Origin of the sequence: Pseudoalteromonas nanhaiensis (genome assembly GCF_051235485.1) — a bacterium.
Lineage (GTDB): Bacteria > Pseudomonadota > Gammaproteobacteria > Enterobacterales > Alteromonadaceae > Pseudoalteromonas > Pseudoalteromonas lipolytica_C.
Map to the genome: position 1 here is coordinate 1 of NZ_JBPNYQ010000004.1, position 15,515 is coordinate 15,515.

Below are 15,515 nucleotides of genomic sequence, written 5' to 3' on the forward strand. Positions count from 1 at the left end.
GCTGGTTTAGCGCCAAATGAATCAGAGGTTAGATACCAAGATTCTAAAACTGTGGCCAAAATTAGTTGACCACTACATGTGCACTCCTGAACAGCATTTTACACTGCTTAATTAACATTTCGATTTCTTGTAATGATCCTTTCTGACTCACCTCTTCTAATTCTTGAAGTGTGTCAGCTAGTTGGTTGCTCCCTACCGTTTTAGCAGAAGTTTTTAGCTGATGGGCAATATCTTTAATATTATTAGGCTCATCAAGATTCAACTGGTTAATTAGCTTCTCTGAGTCGCTAACAAATTTCTCTAGAAACAATTTTTGTAGGCTTTTATCTGTTCCTACATAGTTTTCTAGCACGTCTAATTGTATAAAAGGAGCTTTGTTTCTAGACTCAGTGTGTAACTTGCTAATTTGAGATGCTTGATCTTCCTTCTCAATTGGTTGTGTCGATTTACCATTTAACCAACGTTTTAATTTTTTATTCAATTCTTGCAGTAATATTGGCTTCGCTAAATAGTCATTCATGCCACACGCCAAGCAAATTTGCTCTTCGCCATCTAAAGCATTAGCAGTTGCGGCGATAATTGGTAATGCAGGCAGATTATTTTGCTTTTCAATGATGCGCCTTTGTTTTGTGAACTCATAACCATCCATCACTGGCATATGGCAATCAGAAATAATTAGCGCAAAATCAAATTGCTCTAGCAATTGCAGTGCTATTTTGCCGTTGTCCGCAATGACGCATTGAAAGCCCAGAGTTGCTAACTGGCGTTTAAATAAGTCTTGATTATAAACATTGTCTTCAACAACAAGTATTAGCTCTTGCAAGCGCTCAGCCTCTTTAATACTTGGTAGTGACATTGCTGAGTTTAAGCTTCGGGAGTCTTCATTTTCTTTAGCGATGATATTTTCTAATTGTGCTATGTGTGTACTCACCTTTGAGGCATAGTATGGGTATAAAGGCAGACTAGAGATATTAACATTGCTTGGTTTAGGTAATTTATCTTGGTTATTATCAAGTAAGATATAATGGCAACGACTACCATCTATGAATACGTCTTTGCCTTCTGTAGTAAGCTGCTGGAAAGACTCTGCAGTGATAATAAGATAGTCATATCTTTGACTATCGACTAGTTGCGCATTGAATAATTCTCTTGGGATCACTTCGCAATTAGCTTGCAGTCTAGTGAGGTGAGCATTTAAGTCGGTTTCAAACTTATCTTCATCACCGACAACGGCAATTTTTATTTCTGTAAGCTTGAACGAAAAGTCTGCGACTTCTTGCTGCGCATTAAGTGGTAACTTTACAACAAACTGGCTACCAACACCTTCGAGACTTTGACAATCAATTTCACCCTGCATCATGCCAACCAGTTTGTTGGTGATAGATAACCCTAAACCTGTGCCGCCATATTGGCGCTGAATGCTGTTATCTGCTTGTTCAAAAGGTGTAAAAAGTTTATCTACTTGTTGATTCGACATGCCTTTACCATTGTCTTTTACACCGATTAAATAGAAGCCTGGCTGCTCACTTGGCGTTATAGACACTTCTATTAACCCAGATAAAGTCGCTGTTGTTTTAGTAAATTTAAGCGCATTTCCTACTAGGTTAAGTAAAATTTGTCTTAGCCTTACAGGGTCACCTAGCTGTTTAATTGCTAATTCAGAAGAAAAGTAAAAGGCTAACTTTAATTTTTTATTATTAGCTTGGTAGGCCAGCAGCTCAGCTAACTCTTTAATTATGTCTAGCCAATCAAATGCTAAGTATTCTAATTGCATTTTACCCGCTTCAATTTTAGAAAAGTCTAAAATATCATTGATTATACGAAGTAAAATTAATGCTGAGCTTTTCGCTACATGTGCTAAATGTTGTTGTTCAGGGTCTAAATGTGACTCACCCAACATATCCAACATTCCAATTACGCCATTCATAGGTGTCCTAATTTCATGGCTCATGGTTGCTAAGAAACGTGATTTAGCTTCACTTGCTAATTCTGCATTCACTTTAGCAGCTTGTAACTCTTTAGCTGAATTTATATTACTGGTTATATTCGTTTGGTAAATTAAGGTGTATTTTCCCGAATCAGTGGCAATATTCTTTAATAAGATTTCAAACCAATACTCAAAAGAGTCAACGAGATACTTGCATTTTAATTCGCAGCAATATTCTTCTGCTGCAGAACTGCTATGTAACATATCTAGTAATTCATCTTTTTCAACTAAAGGTAAATTTTTAATAATATTTAGTACGTTATCTCCTTTTGATATTTCAACCCCCATGAATGTAGCTGTATTAACTTGGCTCGTAACAAGCGGATCAGGGTAAAGGTTTTTCATCGTAATTTCTTGCTCACTATTAAGCATAATTATCGAAGCCGGAAAAGCATTTATTGCTTCTTGTAGCAGCTTCTCTGTAGAGCGTTTAATTGTCAGTAGTTTTTGTGTCTCTTTTCTTTCTTTTTCAGCTTCACTCATTTTGTTAAGAGCTTCTTTGCGAGCTGAGTCTAATTCAAGCTGGATCCTTTTTTGTTTTTCGGACTCGTAAACTTGAGTCGTTGTCTCTTTTACAACACCAACTAATGTGTATGTTTGAGAGCTTTCTTTGAAGCGTATTTTTGAAACAAGGTTGAAGTGCCTTGTTTGACGTTCTGCAAGCGTTAACTGTAACTCAGAGGTTTGCATTAAATTTTGGTTTTTTAATTGGTTAATAATTTTGTTTCGCTGAGTTTGATCAAACCGCTTTAGGATAGCTTTTATTTTTACGAATTCAGTATCTAAAGGAAGATTGAATAAGTTTCTAAATCCTTCAGATGTATTTACCCATTTTGTCTCTATGTCTACTTCAAAACTGCCAATAGAAGCGAGCTGTTCGGAAGCACTCATAAATAGCTGTCTTGTTTTTATATTGTCTTGTGCGAGTATTGCTTGTTTTCTATTTTTTTGTTGTGACTTATTACTTACATATAGGATTAGTAGAAATAAGAAAAACAACGAACTAACTTGCCAGATAAATTTACTTTGAATAGTAGATAAAAACGCATTTTTATTTTTTGAGCTTTCATATGAGTAGCTCCCTAAATTTAGCTCTTGATCCCATACATATGCACTGAGTAGCTCTGATTTATCATATTGATTAGAATTTTTATTTATCAGGCTTTTAAATGAAAGTAAGTCGTCTTCTACAAAGTAACCAGCTCTGGGCATATTTTCTAATGTGATTATTTTCTCTCGCGCTTTAGCTATCAAATGGTTAAGACTCACCTCATAGACTATGAGTGTATTAGTTAATCCACTTTGCGAGATTTTTAAACCTGCGATGAGGTAAATAACACCATTTGCAGGTGTCTCAATTGCTTTTGAAATAATTCGACCTTCATTGATAGCTTCACGCTCAGATTGGATGATACTTTGCAGGTTCATACTATTAAGAAATTGAAGATCACGGGGCTCATCTAGATCCATTTCGTTAAAATCTAAATGATTTTGATGTTGTATGGAGGAAAGTGCGCTCAACATTTGATTGGCTTTCTGCTTTTGCCAAAGTTGGTCAAATGTATAGATATTATCTATCGCTTGAAGGTTTAGGTTTCTTAATATCTCAATGTTTGATTGATATTTTAAAAGTTTTTGACTTGCATAGTGTTCAACAAACAAAACAGAGGTTATTCCCACAAAGGTAATAATAAGTTGAATTGTGGTTGCAGTACTGTAGTTTAAACGCTTGTCCTTGCTTAGCGATAATAGCCGAATAATCATACATATTGAAGCAACACATAATATCCCGCCAATAACGGCAAAGCAAAGTGCAAGCAAAGTCTTTTCTTCACCTTGCGTCTTCAATTTTTGTGCACTCAACCGCATTTCAGAGATGATGGTATTACTGTGTTCTATAAGCTCATTCAAATAAGCTGTACTGATATCCCACCATTCAAACTTGGTGATTTTTCCAGTTGCTTTGCCTTGAGATAGTGAGTTGATTAAATTTTCTATTAATAGCTTGTTTTGATTATTGTAGATATTAGCATCTTGGTCATTAAATAAATTTTTAATCAATGAATTATGTTGAGAATGAAGATTAAGTGCTTCTCGTAAGACTACTAATTTAACTTGTTCATCTTCAGATGTTATGTATCTTGCAACTTTTGCTCTGAGCTGCCCACCTAATTCAATTGCTCTTAGTAAAGTGTATAAATCTAACGCTTCAAGGTTATTATCATTACTTTGGCGAATAAAAAACTGCTGCTCGGCTTCAACAATTCGTACTTTTTTTAATAGCAGGGTAATCAAAACCGAGTAGCTTTTAAAAATACTTTCTTTGCTTTTACTTGCTAGTTGGTTTTCATTTCTAATAGACCTTATGTCATTTTCAACTTGCGTCGCAAACTCCTTAAAATAATCTGACTGATCGGCCGCTTTCACATCATCAATGCTAAAATTAGTTGCCTTGATATAGGTGTTAAGTCGCTCTAAATAATCCTTTTCACCCTTTAACCCAGTTGACATTCCGCGTTCACGTTGCAGGGAAAAAATAAGGTTATTTACTTTAGCTAGCCCTTCAAGGTTAACAATGTATTGATTAAGGCTTTTGTTAAAGACCTTTTGTTGGTTGTACTCGTTAATTTCGACATAAAAGAGTGATATGCCAATAATTGATAAAAGAAAGTACAGAATGAACTTAATAAAATAATTCACATCAGGTCCTAACAAAAACGGTTAATGGAAACTATAGTTTATTAATACAATCTGTCTAATGGCGAGAAAATGAAGGTTCCAATACAACCTGAAAATGAAACTTTGAGGCTTGAATATCTGAATTCGTTAAACTTGTTAGATTCAGAAGAAAATGTTGATATAGATCGAATTACAGATTTTATAGCTAAACTGTTTTGTGTTCCGATCGCATTAGTTAGTATTGTAGATTCACACCGTCAATGGTTTAAATCTAAAGTAGGGCTGGATGTTTGCGAAACCCCTCGTGATATATCATTTTGTGGTCATGCAATCCTTGATACTAAACCCTTGATAGTTACTAATGCTCTATTTGATGAACGTTTTTTAGATAATCCGCTTGTTACTGGGGAGCCTTATATCCGCTTTTATGCCGGAGCACCTTTGATTGCTAAGACTGGTGTTATACTCGGGACACTTTGTATTATTGATACACAGCCAAGAGATTTTTCTGAAAATGATACTCAAATTTTAGTCAAACTAGCATCAGATGTAATGCAACTAATTGAAAATTAATTATCTTTATTGTTTTTCGTCGTAAATTGTTTTCTAATCTGTATCAATCACATAGATTATACTGAATGTCAGTATAAACTTTTTTATTACCTAAAATTAATTTTTAGCGCATTGTTAAACGCCGTTTTATAACACAATAATAAGGAGCATATAATGGCAAAAACTCTAACCGGTGGGTGTTGTTGTGGTGAAGTAAGCTACAAAGTAACTGACAACTTTAAACGTTTTTTCTTTTGTCATTGCGAGCAGTGTCGAAAATTATCAGGCACAGCACATGCCGCAAATTTGTTTACCTCGCCGGATGCTATTGAATGGGTAAAAGGCCAACAGCACATTACGCGATTTAATTACCCTGGTCGTGCGTTATCACGGGCGTTTTGTAAAACCTGTGGTTCCGCTTTGCCATTCACTGCAAAAGATAACAGTTATTTGCTTGTTCCTGCAGGCAGTCTAAACGAAGAGCCAAGTAAAGAATTAGATGCGCAGATTTTCTGTGAAGAGCAAACCGAATGGCATAAAAATGGCCTAAATGGCAAAAAGTTGATTGGTTTTGGTCGCGATTAAGCTCGTTGATAATTTGCTTTCTTGTATAAAGTTTGACCAGTTAATCTCGTTTGATTAATCTGTAAACACATTTTAAAGGGAGGTTTAATATGTTTAAAGTTTTAACCTTAGCTGCTTTAGTCTCGTTAGCAGTACCTACAAACGCAAATGAAATTACAGCTGAGTTTCTTAAAAAAGAGCTAGAACTTGCTCATTCTCAGTACATAAATGGCTCACATGATAGTGCGCTCTATGCGTTAAATTCACTTGCAAGAATTCTTGAGCTTGATACTGCTAAAACTCTGCAAACAGAAATAGGCCCAAATAATCTTGCTTTTACTTATCTTCGAATTGGAATCATTCATGAGCATGCAGGTGATCAGCAGCAAGCCAATAGCTATTTTGCCAAAGCGATGAATGCTCACCAAGGCGAAAAACTTCAGCTTGCAGAGCTCAAAGCTTATGTAACTAAATTAGACAAATCAGCTGCTCACTTAATTTAAATGTAACTGGGAATACAAAGAAAACGATGATCAAATGGCAAGAACTAACTAAATATCAAAAAGCTGCATTTTGGTGCTTGATAGCTATTGTTGGTTGGTTCTCACCTGAGATTGCACTGTTATTTCATTTTGGTGGAATAGAAGTTGTATTTGCTTTTTTAGCAATTTACAGCTTGCCAATCATCAGAGTAGCGTGTTCTTACCTTCAAAAAATTAGAGAAAACCTGTTACTTGCCTATGTGTCATTTCAAAAAAGTGCCTCTGGTAAACCCAACGTCTTTTTAATGCAAACTGCATTTTGCTGTCTTGCAGTTGCACTCACCGGATCATTTTCTTTTGCAATGGTATTTTTAATGCCAGGAATGATATTAAACAGTATGCTTGTTTGATTGGGTTAAAGTTATCGAGATACGAGAGTAAAGTTAGCGAGTTGCAAGGGGAAAGTTTGTAGGAGGCGTTTCAACGTCGAGCAAGTAGCAGCGATTTTACATCGCGTCCTAGAGCCTAAACCCTAGTACCTAATGTATCCTACCGTAGGCGTGAAACTTGTTTCGCGCGATATTATGTAGGTCGTGCTTTAGTGCGATTAAAGTGTAAAGTTAGCCGGTAGCGTTTTAACGCCGAATAACTAAGAATCACGGTCCAATCCGTTCCTTCGAGTTCAATAAAAAACACTGAAAAATATGAATGAATTGATAGAGATAGGTTTAAGCGCAGTAAAGCAACATCAGTCTTTACCGTTTTCGATTTATTGCGCTAATGATGAACAGCACATAGTTAATGTGCCTATCGCAAAACCATTACTTGTCGTTGTGTTGTCTGGCAGTAAAAGACTAATTGATACAGAAGAAGTTAACTGCAATGCAGGCGATTTTGTCTTTATGGCAAATACACCTAAGGTCGCCATGCGCAACATTCCGCAAAATATTGGTTATATGGCGTTATTGATTGAGTTTGATTACACAGACTTTGAGTGTTTGAAATATCAATCGGGAGCAAAGAAAAAGTTCATTAATGGGCAAGTAGACTCTTTGTTTCAAATGTCCTTAAAACAATTTATTGAATGGGCTGCAGTAACACCACCACAATTATGGCCAAATAGAAGGCAAGAGCTTCTACAGGTGTTATTTTTGCAGGGCTTTATTGATTTAGGTTCAATCATTGAGCCACCAACACTGACTCATAAAGTACATACTATCATCGCGAGTGATTTAACGCGTGATTGGGATGCAAACAGTATTGCAGCTACGTTAGCGATGAGCGAATCTACACTCAGAAGAAAGTTAACCGCAGAAGAAAGTAGTTTTCAGTTAATTAAAGATAAAGCGCGTTTAAGCCATGGGCTACATTTAATTCAAAGCAGCTCAGAGCCTATTGGAGCTATTGCGCAGCAATGTGGTTTTTCGTCGCAATCTAGATTCACAGATAAATTTAAACTGTTGTTTAATACGACTCCAACAGCTCTTCGTAAAACAATAATGAGCGAAGTAGGCTAATAATTGACAGTTTTGGTACTAATTTGATCTCTCTTTGCTAGGTATTATGATTATTCTTATTAATCGGAGAATATTATGAAATCATCAACATTGAAAATTGCCACGCCATTATTCCTGCTATGTTTGTCTGGCACCACATTCGCTGAGTCTTTTACCTTAACAAGTAAAGACATTGCTCATGGTGAGTTTATGAGTACTTCGCAAGAGTTCAAGGGATTTGGTTGTAACGGCGATAACCTATCACCACAACTTGCTTGGCAAAATGCTCCGAAAGGGACTGAAGCATTCGCATTGACCGTTTATGATCCTGATGCCCCTACAGGCAGTGGCTGGTGGCATTGGCAAGTTGTAAACATTCCTAAATCAGTATCAAGCTTAGCGAGCGATGCTGGAAATGCTGACAAGAATGCTTTGCCTAAAGGGAGTGTACAAATAACAAATGATTATGGTTTTAAAGGCTTTGGCGGTGCCTGCCCACCAGAAGGTCATGGCGCTCACAGATATCAATTTACACTGCATGCGTTATCACAAAAGCTTGAATTACCAGAGAACGCATCAGGTGCGTTAGCAGGTTATATGATCAATGCTTATTCGCTTGATTCAGCAACAATTGAGGCGCTTTATAAGCGTTGAGAGAGTAGCGAGCTGCAAGAGTAAAGTTAGCGAGTTTCGAGGGTAAAGCTTGTAGGAGGCGTTTTAACGCCGAACACTAAGGTTCACGGCTGAAGCCGTTCCTACGTGAAAATCTCCACGGTTTTTGTCGCCATAAATGGCGACCTACAAGGGCACTCGAAGGCGTGAAACTTGTTTCGCGCGATATTATGTAGGTCGTGCTTTAGCGCGATTAAAGGGTAAAGTTATCGAGTTACAAGTTTACAAGGGCGTTTCAACGCCGAAGTTTTCAGGTTCACGGCTGAAGCCGTTCCTACGTGAAAATCTCCACGGTTTTTGTCGCCATAAATGGCGACCTACAAGGGCACACGAAGGCGTGAAACTTGTTTCGCGCATCTGCTCTTAAAAAAGTAGCGGCAGAAAGAGGCCGCTACTTGAGAAAGAGTATGGCCTCAAACATCATTGACTCGCAACTTTAATCATCTTTCTTTGCTTTTTTCGCGAGGATTTCAACTTCGGCTTTTTCGGTCACACCTGCCATACTAAGTGCTGTGCTGCCTACAGATTCATATTCAAGTTTTATTTTATCGAGTTTCGCGTCGTTTTTGTCTGGTAAACTTAAGCTACGTGATGACATCCCTTTGGTTAGAACACCCAGGTTTTCAAATACCTTTTCTTCACCATTATTCATGATGACTTTAATACTTTTAAGGTTCACTGTGCCATGCGTGCATTTAACTTTAATGTGACTATAACGGCTGCTGGTAATAGGGTTTACGGTATCAGTTTCGCTCTTGTAACTAACTTTTTTCTCAGCGATAGTTTTCCACTCGTCATCACCAGCAAAACTATGTGTACTGGCTAATGTTAGTAAAGTAGTTAAAGCTAATAGTTTAATTATTTTCATTTGATTCCCTCCAAAATTATGATCATTCAAAGATATAGCACATAAATAAAGTAATTGCTTATCTAGAAATGATTAAATAAAACCAAATTCATATTTTAGTCGTATTAACAATATGGTTCTTAGATTCACCAAGCTTAAATGGCATGCTATGCTAATTAAGTGTTTATAGTTTATGGAATTTAAATGAGATCTTACTTTTGGATAGTTGCTTTTTTGTTCTCAAACTCAACGTTAGCAAGTGCATTGCTAGATGTTAAGCCGAGTAATAAAACCCAATTTTTGTCTTTAATTAAAGATAAACAAGGGGAGTATGCAGCCAAAGAGGGCAGTGACGCAGTGTGCCAAAATGCATCATTCTCATTAATCAAAACACCCACACAAGGTTTTAGTTTAGGCACGCTAATTGACTTTAGTGATTTGCATAACGGTACGCAGGTAAAAAAAATCCCAAACTTTTGTGTTGTTAGCTCGAAGCTAAAGTACTTTGTAAATGGTATTGTTAGAACCAAGCGCTACTTTCGCTGTGATAATGAAGACGATAATGGCTCAACAACTGAAGATTTGCGTTTTAAAGATAATGGCAATATCACTTATACATTGGATAAACCTGACATTTCATGTGTGTTTGAAAAACAATAAATGTTTTCCTCATGCAAATTTAAGCCTATGATGGGCTTTATTTTTTAATTGAAAACCTTATGACTAGCCAACTCATTCAAGCATTTTTAGTGCTTTCTGCCTTTTATATAGCAAGCCTCATAATTGACCGGGCAATTAAACAGTTTCAACGTCGGTTTGATTCAACTGCACTTGAAACTTTCCGGCTAATTTCTAACTCGCAGCGCGCTATTTTATTATTCATTGCTATTGTGCTTGCGTTATCGAAACTCGGTTTTGATGTTGCGGCGTTGGTCGCAGGCTTAGGCTTAACGGGCTTTGCACTGGGTTTTGCGTTGAAAGATGCTATTTCAAACCTAGTTGCTGGTGTCATGATTGTACTTTATAAACCTATTAAGCTTGGTAATTACATAGAAGTGAGTAATTCAAAGGGCACTGTGATTGATCTTAATTTGCGCTATATCACAATTAAAGGCGAAGGAGCTGTGCATTTAATCCCTAACTCTTTAATTTTAAGTAATAAAGTGTCAATCATTGATCGTGAAGACGATTAATAGCAAAAACTAGCTATAAAAAAAGCAGCCTAGGCTGCTTTTTGAAGTTTTAGCAAATTACATTTGAGATTGCAGGTAATTTTCAAGCCCTGCGGTTTTGATTAACTGCTGCTGTGTTTCAAGCCAATCAATCTGTTCTTCTTGCTCATTTAAGATGTTATCGAGCGCTTCACGGCTGATGTAATCTTTTTTCTCTTCAGCAAGTTTAATTGCTTCTTTAAGATCAGGTAATGAATCAAGTTCAAAGCTCATGTTAGCTTCGATCATTTCTTCAGAGTTTTCACCAATACGTAGTCGACCTAAATCTTGTAAATTTGGTAAACCTTCTAAAAACAAAATACGCTCGATTAAACGGTCGGCATTTTTCATTTTTTGAATAGATACTTTGTAATCAGCTTTGTCTAATTTTGAAAAACCAAAATCTTTAAACATACGAGCGTGTAAAAAGTATTGGTTGATACCCACTAATTCATTCGCTAATACTTTATTAAGTGCAGCAATGACGCTTTTATCGCCTTTCATACAATTAGCCTCTATTCGCCCATTTGAGATTGGTGGTAGTTTTGGCTACCAATTTTGTCGATTAGACCAAGCTGTTGTTCTAACCAGTACACATGATCTTCTTCTGTATCAAATAATAGCTTTTCAAGCACTTCGCGTGATTGATAGTCTTTTTCTTGTTCACAGATAGAAATTGCTTCTTTAACACAATCAACAACTTCTAGTTCAAGTGTTAAATCGTTCTGCATCATGCTTTTAACGTCTGAACCAATTAATAAATCACGACGTTTAGTCATGTTTGGTACGCCTTCTAAGAATAGAATACGTTTAATTAACCAATCAGCGTGGTCTTTTTCTTCTTCCATTTCGTGGTTAAGACGCTCATACAGCTTATTTAGGCCCCAATCGTCATACATACGAGAATGAATAAAGTATTGATCTATAGCGGCTAATTCGTTTGCGAGTAGTTTGTTAAAACTATCGATGACTTTTTGGTTACCTTTCATAATGCTGTCCTCGAATTCCAAGTTGCGGTAATTGTAGTATATAAAAACAAGATTGCAAACTTTTTCCTTTGTAAATCAGTTGTTTACTATTGAGTGTGATTCTCGTTTAAGTTTGCGTTAATGGTTGATAAATGAACAATTTATCGTTTTTATTCTTAAATGAAAAAAGCCCTTACTAAGAAGGGCTTGTTGTTCTAATAAAAATTAATTTAGAAGCGATAAGTAGCACCAAGTGTTACAGTGGTACCTAAACCTTTAATGTTATAGCCACCGTAGGTGTATGACTGGGCGCGGGCAGGGTAGTAATCATTGTTAAATAGGTTTTCAACACCCATAAACGCTTGCCAGTTTTTACTAAAGTTATAACGACCGCTTAGGTTGAATAGATTGTAACTGCTAATAGGGCCTTGATCGCCAACATAGTCACCGTCTGCATTTGGTTCAAAGCGTTTGCGTGAGCCCACATATAAATAACTCACCGTAAGTGATAATTCATCATTAGGCTGCCAGTTTAAGTTAGCTGTACCTTTTGGTGGGCTGATTTGGCGAGAACCTAAGTAAATATCGTCTTCGGTGTTTTTACCTTCAACATAGCTGTAAGTTGCAACCAGTTTTAGGGTTGGGTTAATTTTATAATCAACCAGTGTTTCGTAACCCCAAATCTCTTGCGGCGCACGTACTGGCTCATAAACACCCGTTGCTTCATTGAAGCTATTCGTGGTGCCAAATTCTGATGTGCTGCGGTAAGCTGCAAATTCAAAACGCAAGTCATCAAACTGTGAGGTAAAACCAACTTCATAGTTATCGATGATTGATGCTTCTGTTTGAATTAGACCAATATCGTTTACTGTTGCAGAGCGTAATAAGCGACCAATATCAGAGATATCAGATCCTTGCGAGTAATTGGCAAACGGGCTGAAGGCCTCAAGTAAATTGTATTTCACACCTACATTGTAAGTGGTTGCATCGTAATCAATGGTGTCACCTTCTACGCTAAGTGGTACTGAGCATTGTGTTGCTGAGCGGCACAGTTTTAAGGTTTCATAGTCCTCTACAGCAAGATCTATGCTTTCTTGGCGTACACCCGCTTTAATAACTAAATCATTATCGATTACCCACTTAGTTTGTAAAAAGCCTGCAAGGCTTTCCATATCCATTTCTGGTACCCAAACACGGCCATCTACTAGCGGCTGAGACGTCACATCATTAAGTGCATCTAGGCCATAAATGAAAGTGGCTTCAACATTGTCAAAATCAACAAGGGTATTAAAGGTAGTGCGCGCACCTTTCTTTTCAGAGCGAATAATTGATTGGCCGCCTTCGTAGCCTTCGTCTGGGTTAGCTAAGCTTGTAGAAAAGAAAAATACATTCTCGATATCTTGCATGTAAAGGTCGAGAGTCATTTGAGTATTACTAAATAGGGCGTAGTCTGTGTATTTTAAGGTAATGTTTTCGTTACCATCTGGGCCTTGTGGTTTACCTTGCTTTTGCAGCTCTTTAGGTACATGAATGGCATAGGTTTTTTCGCCATCATTAAGATCCCCTACAACATCACCTAAATCGGTTTTTTGCTGAGAGCTAAAGTAGTTATAGCTAAATTGTAGCTGCTTCTCATCATCAAAATCATAACCCAGTTTGGTGAAGTAGTTTTCTGTTACTGCGTCAGATAAACCATATTGCAAGCCAAGAATATCGCCTTCTGCGTCGCGTTGAACGCCATTTTCTTCGTAACTTGCGGTAAATAAATAGCTAATTTTATCAGCACGACCATTAATTGCCGCAGAGACTCGCGCACCAGCGCTTTCTTCTAGTTTTACTGCACTAAAACGTGACGAAAGGCTGATTTCACCCTCTGGCGCACCATCACTTGTTGCTTGTTTTGTGATGTAGTTAATAATACCGCCCGATGCACCATTACCATAAACTGAAGTCGCACCTTTGATCACTTCGATACGAGCAATGGCACTTGGGTCGAGTGTTTTAACCCCTAAAGAGCCGTTTCTCAGTGGTGTAGATTGTGGCACACCATCAATCATCACAAGTGGTGCACGGCCACGTAAACTCTGACCTGTGTTACTAGAACTACCCGTATCTGGTGCAAGGCCGGGTACCATTTGCGCCAATAAGCTTTGTAGTTCTGGATTAACTTTTAAATGCTCTTCAATTTGCTTTTGGCTAATAATCGTGACTGAAGCGGGTACTTCATCAATGCTTTCAAATACACGGCTGCCTGATACAACAACGTGTTCCATTTCTTCTGCGGTGAGTTTTTTATTAATGGCATCATCAGCAAAAGATTGGCTGCTTAGTGCAAGAGCGACCAGAGTCAGTGAAGTTTTTAACATGCTTGTCCTTGTTAAATCAGTATTTATTATTTGATTGTGCGGCAGTCTAAATGTAAAGAAGTGTAAAGGCAAGGCTAATGATAATTATTTGCAATAATAAATTGGCAGGTTTTAGTCATTTGTGTTTGCATGCTTAAGCCAAAGGGCTTAAATGGAGAGTCATGATAAATAGTGGATTGTCGTGTTTAATAGCAAACAAGTAACTGCAGATTAAAGCGGCTTTAGCTTAAAAAACGTTTCAAGTCATCAGGTATAGGCATTGATTTGAAGGGGCTAACATTAGTGCCGCCGGTGTTACCGAGTGGAACCCATATGCGCGAAAACACAATTGAAGCAGCCATGCGAGCAAACTGACCAATTATTTCCTTGGCATTATGGTTTTTAAAACCAATTTTACACATCCACCAATGTGAGTAAGTATGCGCAATGATATAGCTTTGGCCAAGAATATGAGCCCGCTCTAAGTGATAAAAAGCGCTTGTGTAATCCGTCTTTGCATAACTAGTTTTAGCCAATATCATTTCAGTGTTAAAGGCATGTTTGAGCTCATTGTTCATAGCAATTTTTTATTGATAAAAGTTGTTCATTTGTAATGCCGTTTGTACCAAAAGTAAACACCCGAAATCGTGAAAAATAACGGTGATAAAGCAAATAGTAACCATAGTAATTGCACAATAGGCCCTGCAAAATCACCAATATGAAACTTATATTTAAAGTTCCATGTTTGCGTGGTCCATGAGCTTTGGCTGGCATCATAGCTTGCAACAATATCTGCTGAATATGGGTTTGCCCATACCCAACTATAGGCATGGCTTTCACCCGGGTTCTCTATTCTAAAACCTATGTTATCAGTTGGTTTTTTCGGTAAATAAATTCTAAATAACTTACCCTCAGGAAATACAGTTTGTGCGTTATCAAACGCTTTTTGCACTTGAAAAGGCGTATCAGCTGAAGGGGAAATAACTGCTGGTGGTTTAGGTCTATCTTCAACTGTGCCTTGCATCACAAATTCTAATACGGCTTTGGTTTGTTCTTTCCAGTTAAATGCCATACCTGTGTAGGCAATTAAAATGAGTGGAATTAAAAAATACACACCTAGAACGGTATGTAGTTGATACATCAGCACTCTAAACTTTGCTTTACGCTTAATAGCCAAGCGCTTAATACGATTTTTTGGCTTTACCCAAATATAAAAGCCAAGCAGAATTTCAATAATAAGAATCAGCGCACACACCGATACCCAGTTTCTTAGCGGGCGATTTTTATCGCCATCTTCATAAAGCAGCCAGCGGTGCAAAGCCATGGTAAAGCCATAAATCGTACTGTAGTAATCGTACTCATGTAACACTTGACCGTTGTATGGATTAACACTGACATATTTGTTATTGGCCAACTGTAATTGCCAAGCAAGATCACTTCGCTGCTCAGGCATTAACAGGGTAACGGGTTGTTTTGTTGTAGCAGAAACGTGTTGGATGAGGTCATCGAAATCTAGTGCTGAAGGTGCTGGCATTACTGTCCATTTATCGCTTTGAGTAAGGTATTGAATGTCTTTTGCGTAAATAAGCAACGCGCCGGTCAAGCTTAAACAAATTAAAAATAAACCGCTTACTAAGGCAAGCAAGAAATGCGTACGACGTAACCACAACTTCAACAAAGTTTGTTCCTTCAGTTTGCTGTTAAAACAAAAC

General features: G+C 37.4%; 15 protein-coding genes. 8 read left to right on the top strand and 7 right to left on the bottom strand.

Annotated elements, in window-relative coordinates; all coding sequences use genetic code 11:
• Window positions 1–61 precede the first annotated feature (61 nt).
• Window positions 62–4,687 carry an ATP-binding protein gene (locus ACSFVZ_RS05285; RefSeq protein WP_435558282.1) on the bottom strand — a complete coding sequence of 1,542 codons (4,626 nt, stop codon included), beginning with the start codon at window positions 4,685–4,687 and terminating at the stop codon, window positions 62–64.
• 69 nt (window positions 4,688–4,756) lie between these two features.
• Here ACSFVZ_RS05285 and ACSFVZ_RS05290 point away from each other — a divergent pair, with 69 nt between their 5' ends.
• The 6 genes from ACSFVZ_RS05290 to ACSFVZ_RS05315 all read left to right on the top strand — a co-directional run bounded on the left by ACSFVZ_RS05290 (window position 4,757) and on the right by ACSFVZ_RS05315 (window position 8,414).
• Window positions 4,757–5,239 carry a GAF domain-containing protein gene (locus ACSFVZ_RS05290; RefSeq protein WP_135926483.1) on the top strand — a complete coding sequence of 161 codons (483 nt, stop codon included), beginning with the start codon at window positions 4,757–4,759 and terminating at the stop codon, window positions 5,237–5,239.
• A gap of 153 nt (window positions 5,240–5,392) precedes the next feature.
• Entirely contained in the window at window positions 5,393–5,803 is a 411-nt protein-coding gene (locus tag ACSFVZ_RS05295; protein WP_135926484.1) for a GFA family protein, read from the top strand.
• A gap of 89 nt (window positions 5,804–5,892) precedes the next feature.
• Window positions 5,893–6,285, top strand: a complete 393-nt coding sequence (locus tag ACSFVZ_RS05300; protein WP_135926485.1) for a hypothetical protein — start codon at window positions 5,893–5,895, stop codon at window positions 6,283–6,285.
• A gap of 26 nt (window positions 6,286–6,311) precedes the next feature.
• The gene (locus ACSFVZ_RS05305) at window positions 6,312–6,674 is read left to right on the top strand and encodes a hypothetical protein (protein ID WP_435558283.1); all 363 of its coding nucleotides are present in this window, start codon (window positions 6,312–6,314) and stop codon (window positions 6,672–6,674) included.
• 294 nt (window positions 6,675–6,968) lie between these two features.
• The gene (locus ACSFVZ_RS05310; RefSeq protein ID WP_435558284.1) at window positions 6,969–7,781 is read left to right on the top strand and encodes a helix-turn-helix transcriptional regulator; all 813 of its coding nucleotides are present in this window, start codon (window positions 6,969–6,971) and stop codon (window positions 7,779–7,781) included.
• 75 nt (window positions 7,782–7,856) lie between these two features.
• Window positions 7,857–8,414: a YbhB/YbcL family Raf kinase inhibitor-like protein gene (locus ACSFVZ_RS05315; RefSeq protein WP_435558285.1), complete on the top strand. Its 558-nt coding sequence runs from the start codon at window positions 7,857–7,859 to the stop codon at window positions 8,412–8,414.
• Between the two features lie 454 nt (window positions 8,415–8,868).
• Here the strand turns inward: ACSFVZ_RS05315 and ACSFVZ_RS05320 are convergent, their stop codons facing one another.
• On the bottom strand, window positions 8,869–9,300 hold the full coding sequence (locus ACSFVZ_RS05320; RefSeq protein WP_062567998.1) for a DUF2541 family protein: 432 nt from the start codon (window positions 9,298–9,300) through the stop codon (window positions 8,869–8,871).
• 183 nt (window positions 9,301–9,483) lie between these two features.
• Between ACSFVZ_RS05320 and ACSFVZ_RS05325 the strand changes: the two genes are divergently transcribed.
• A complete protein-coding gene (locus tag ACSFVZ_RS05325) occupies window positions 9,484–9,939 on the top strand; it encodes a hypothetical protein (RefSeq protein ID WP_435558286.1) in 456 nt (151 codons plus the stop codon).
• 59 nt (window positions 9,940–9,998) lie between these two features.
• A complete protein-coding gene (locus ACSFVZ_RS05330; protein WP_135926491.1) occupies window positions 9,999–10,472 on the top strand; it encodes a mechanosensitive ion channel family protein in 474 nt (157 codons plus the stop codon).
• Window positions 10,473–10,529: 57 nt separating this feature from the next.
• Here the strand turns inward: ACSFVZ_RS05330 and bfr (ACSFVZ_RS05335) are convergent, their stop codons facing one another.
• From bfr (ACSFVZ_RS05335) to ACSFVZ_RS05355, 5 genes are all read right to left on the bottom strand, one after another.
• Complete coding sequence (bfr, locus tag ACSFVZ_RS05335) at window positions 10,530–10,994, bottom strand: bacterioferritin (RefSeq protein ID WP_062567995.1); 465 nt, start codon at window positions 10,992–10,994, stop codon at window positions 10,530–10,532.
• An 11-nt stretch (window positions 10,995–11,005) separates the two neighbouring features.
• Complete coding sequence (bfr, locus tag ACSFVZ_RS05340) at window positions 11,006–11,479, bottom strand: bacterioferritin (RefSeq protein WP_130052506.1); 474 nt, start codon at window positions 11,477–11,479, stop codon at window positions 11,006–11,008.
• A gap of 209 nt (window positions 11,480–11,688) precedes the next feature.
• Complete coding sequence (locus ACSFVZ_RS05345) at window positions 11,689–13,824, bottom strand: TonB-dependent receptor (RefSeq protein ID WP_435558287.1); 2,136 nt, start codon at window positions 13,822–13,824, stop codon at window positions 11,689–11,691.
• Window positions 13,825–14,045: 221 nt separating this feature from the next.
• Window positions 14,046–14,381 (bottom strand): DUF3703 domain-containing protein, encoded by a 336-nt coding sequence (locus ACSFVZ_RS05350; RefSeq protein WP_435558289.1) that lies wholly within the window; start codon window positions 14,379–14,381, stop codon window positions 14,046–14,048.
• Window positions 14,382–14,407: 26 nt separating this feature from the next.
• Window positions 14,408–15,478 (bottom strand): PepSY-associated TM helix domain-containing protein, encoded by a 1,071-nt coding sequence (locus ACSFVZ_RS05355; RefSeq protein ID WP_435558415.1) that lies wholly within the window; start codon window positions 15,476–15,478, stop codon window positions 14,408–14,410.
• Window positions 15,479–15,515: the final 37 nt, after the last annotated feature.

Bases quoted from the DNA above. Each gene is read 5' to 3' on its own strand.
- ACSFVZ_RS05320 (WP_062567998.1), bottom strand. From the start codon at position 9,300: ATGAAAATAATTAAACTATTAGCTTTAACTACTTTACTAACATTAGCC.
- ACSFVZ_RS05290 (WP_135926483.1), top strand. From the start codon at position 4,757: ATGAAGGTTCCAATACAACCTGAAAATGAAACTTTGAGGCTTGAATAT.
- ACSFVZ_RS05300 (WP_135926485.1), top strand. From the start codon at position 5,893: ATGTTTAAAGTTTTAACCTTAGCTGCTTTAGTCTCGTTAGCAGTACCT.
- ACSFVZ_RS05325 (WP_435558286.1), top strand. From the start codon at position 9,484: ATGAGATCTTACTTTTGGATAGTTGCTTTTTTGTTCTCAAACTCAACG.
- ACSFVZ_RS05305 (WP_435558283.1), top strand. From the start codon at position 6,312: ATGATCAAATGGCAAGAACTAACTAAATATCAAAAAGCTGCATTTTGG.
- ACSFVZ_RS05310 (WP_435558284.1), top strand. From the start codon at position 6,969: ATGAATGAATTGATAGAGATAGGTTTAAGCGCAGTAAAGCAACATCAG.
- ACSFVZ_RS05315 (WP_435558285.1), top strand. From the start codon at position 7,857: ATGAAATCATCAACATTGAAAATTGCCACGCCATTATTCCTGCTATGT.
- ACSFVZ_RS05350 (WP_435558289.1), bottom strand. From the start codon at position 14,381: ATGAACAATGAGCTCAAACATGCCTTTAACACTGAAATGATATTGGCT.
- bfr (WP_130052506.1), bottom strand. From the start codon at position 11,479: ATGAAAGGTAACCAAAAAGTCATCGATAGTTTTAACAAACTACTCGCA.
- ACSFVZ_RS05295 (WP_135926484.1), top strand. From the start codon at position 5,393: ATGGCAAAAACTCTAACCGGTGGGTGTTGTTGTGGTGAAGTAAGCTAC.
- bfr (WP_062567995.1), bottom strand. From the start codon at position 10,994: ATGAAAGGCGATAAAAGCGTCATTGCTGCACTTAATAAAGTATTAGCG.
- ACSFVZ_RS05345 (WP_435558287.1), bottom strand. From the start codon at position 13,824: ATGTTAAAAACTTCACTGACTCTGGTCGCTCTTGCACTAAGCAGCCAA.
- ACSFVZ_RS05330 (WP_135926491.1), top strand. From the start codon at position 9,999: ATGACTAGCCAACTCATTCAAGCATTTTTAGTGCTTTCTGCCTTTTAT.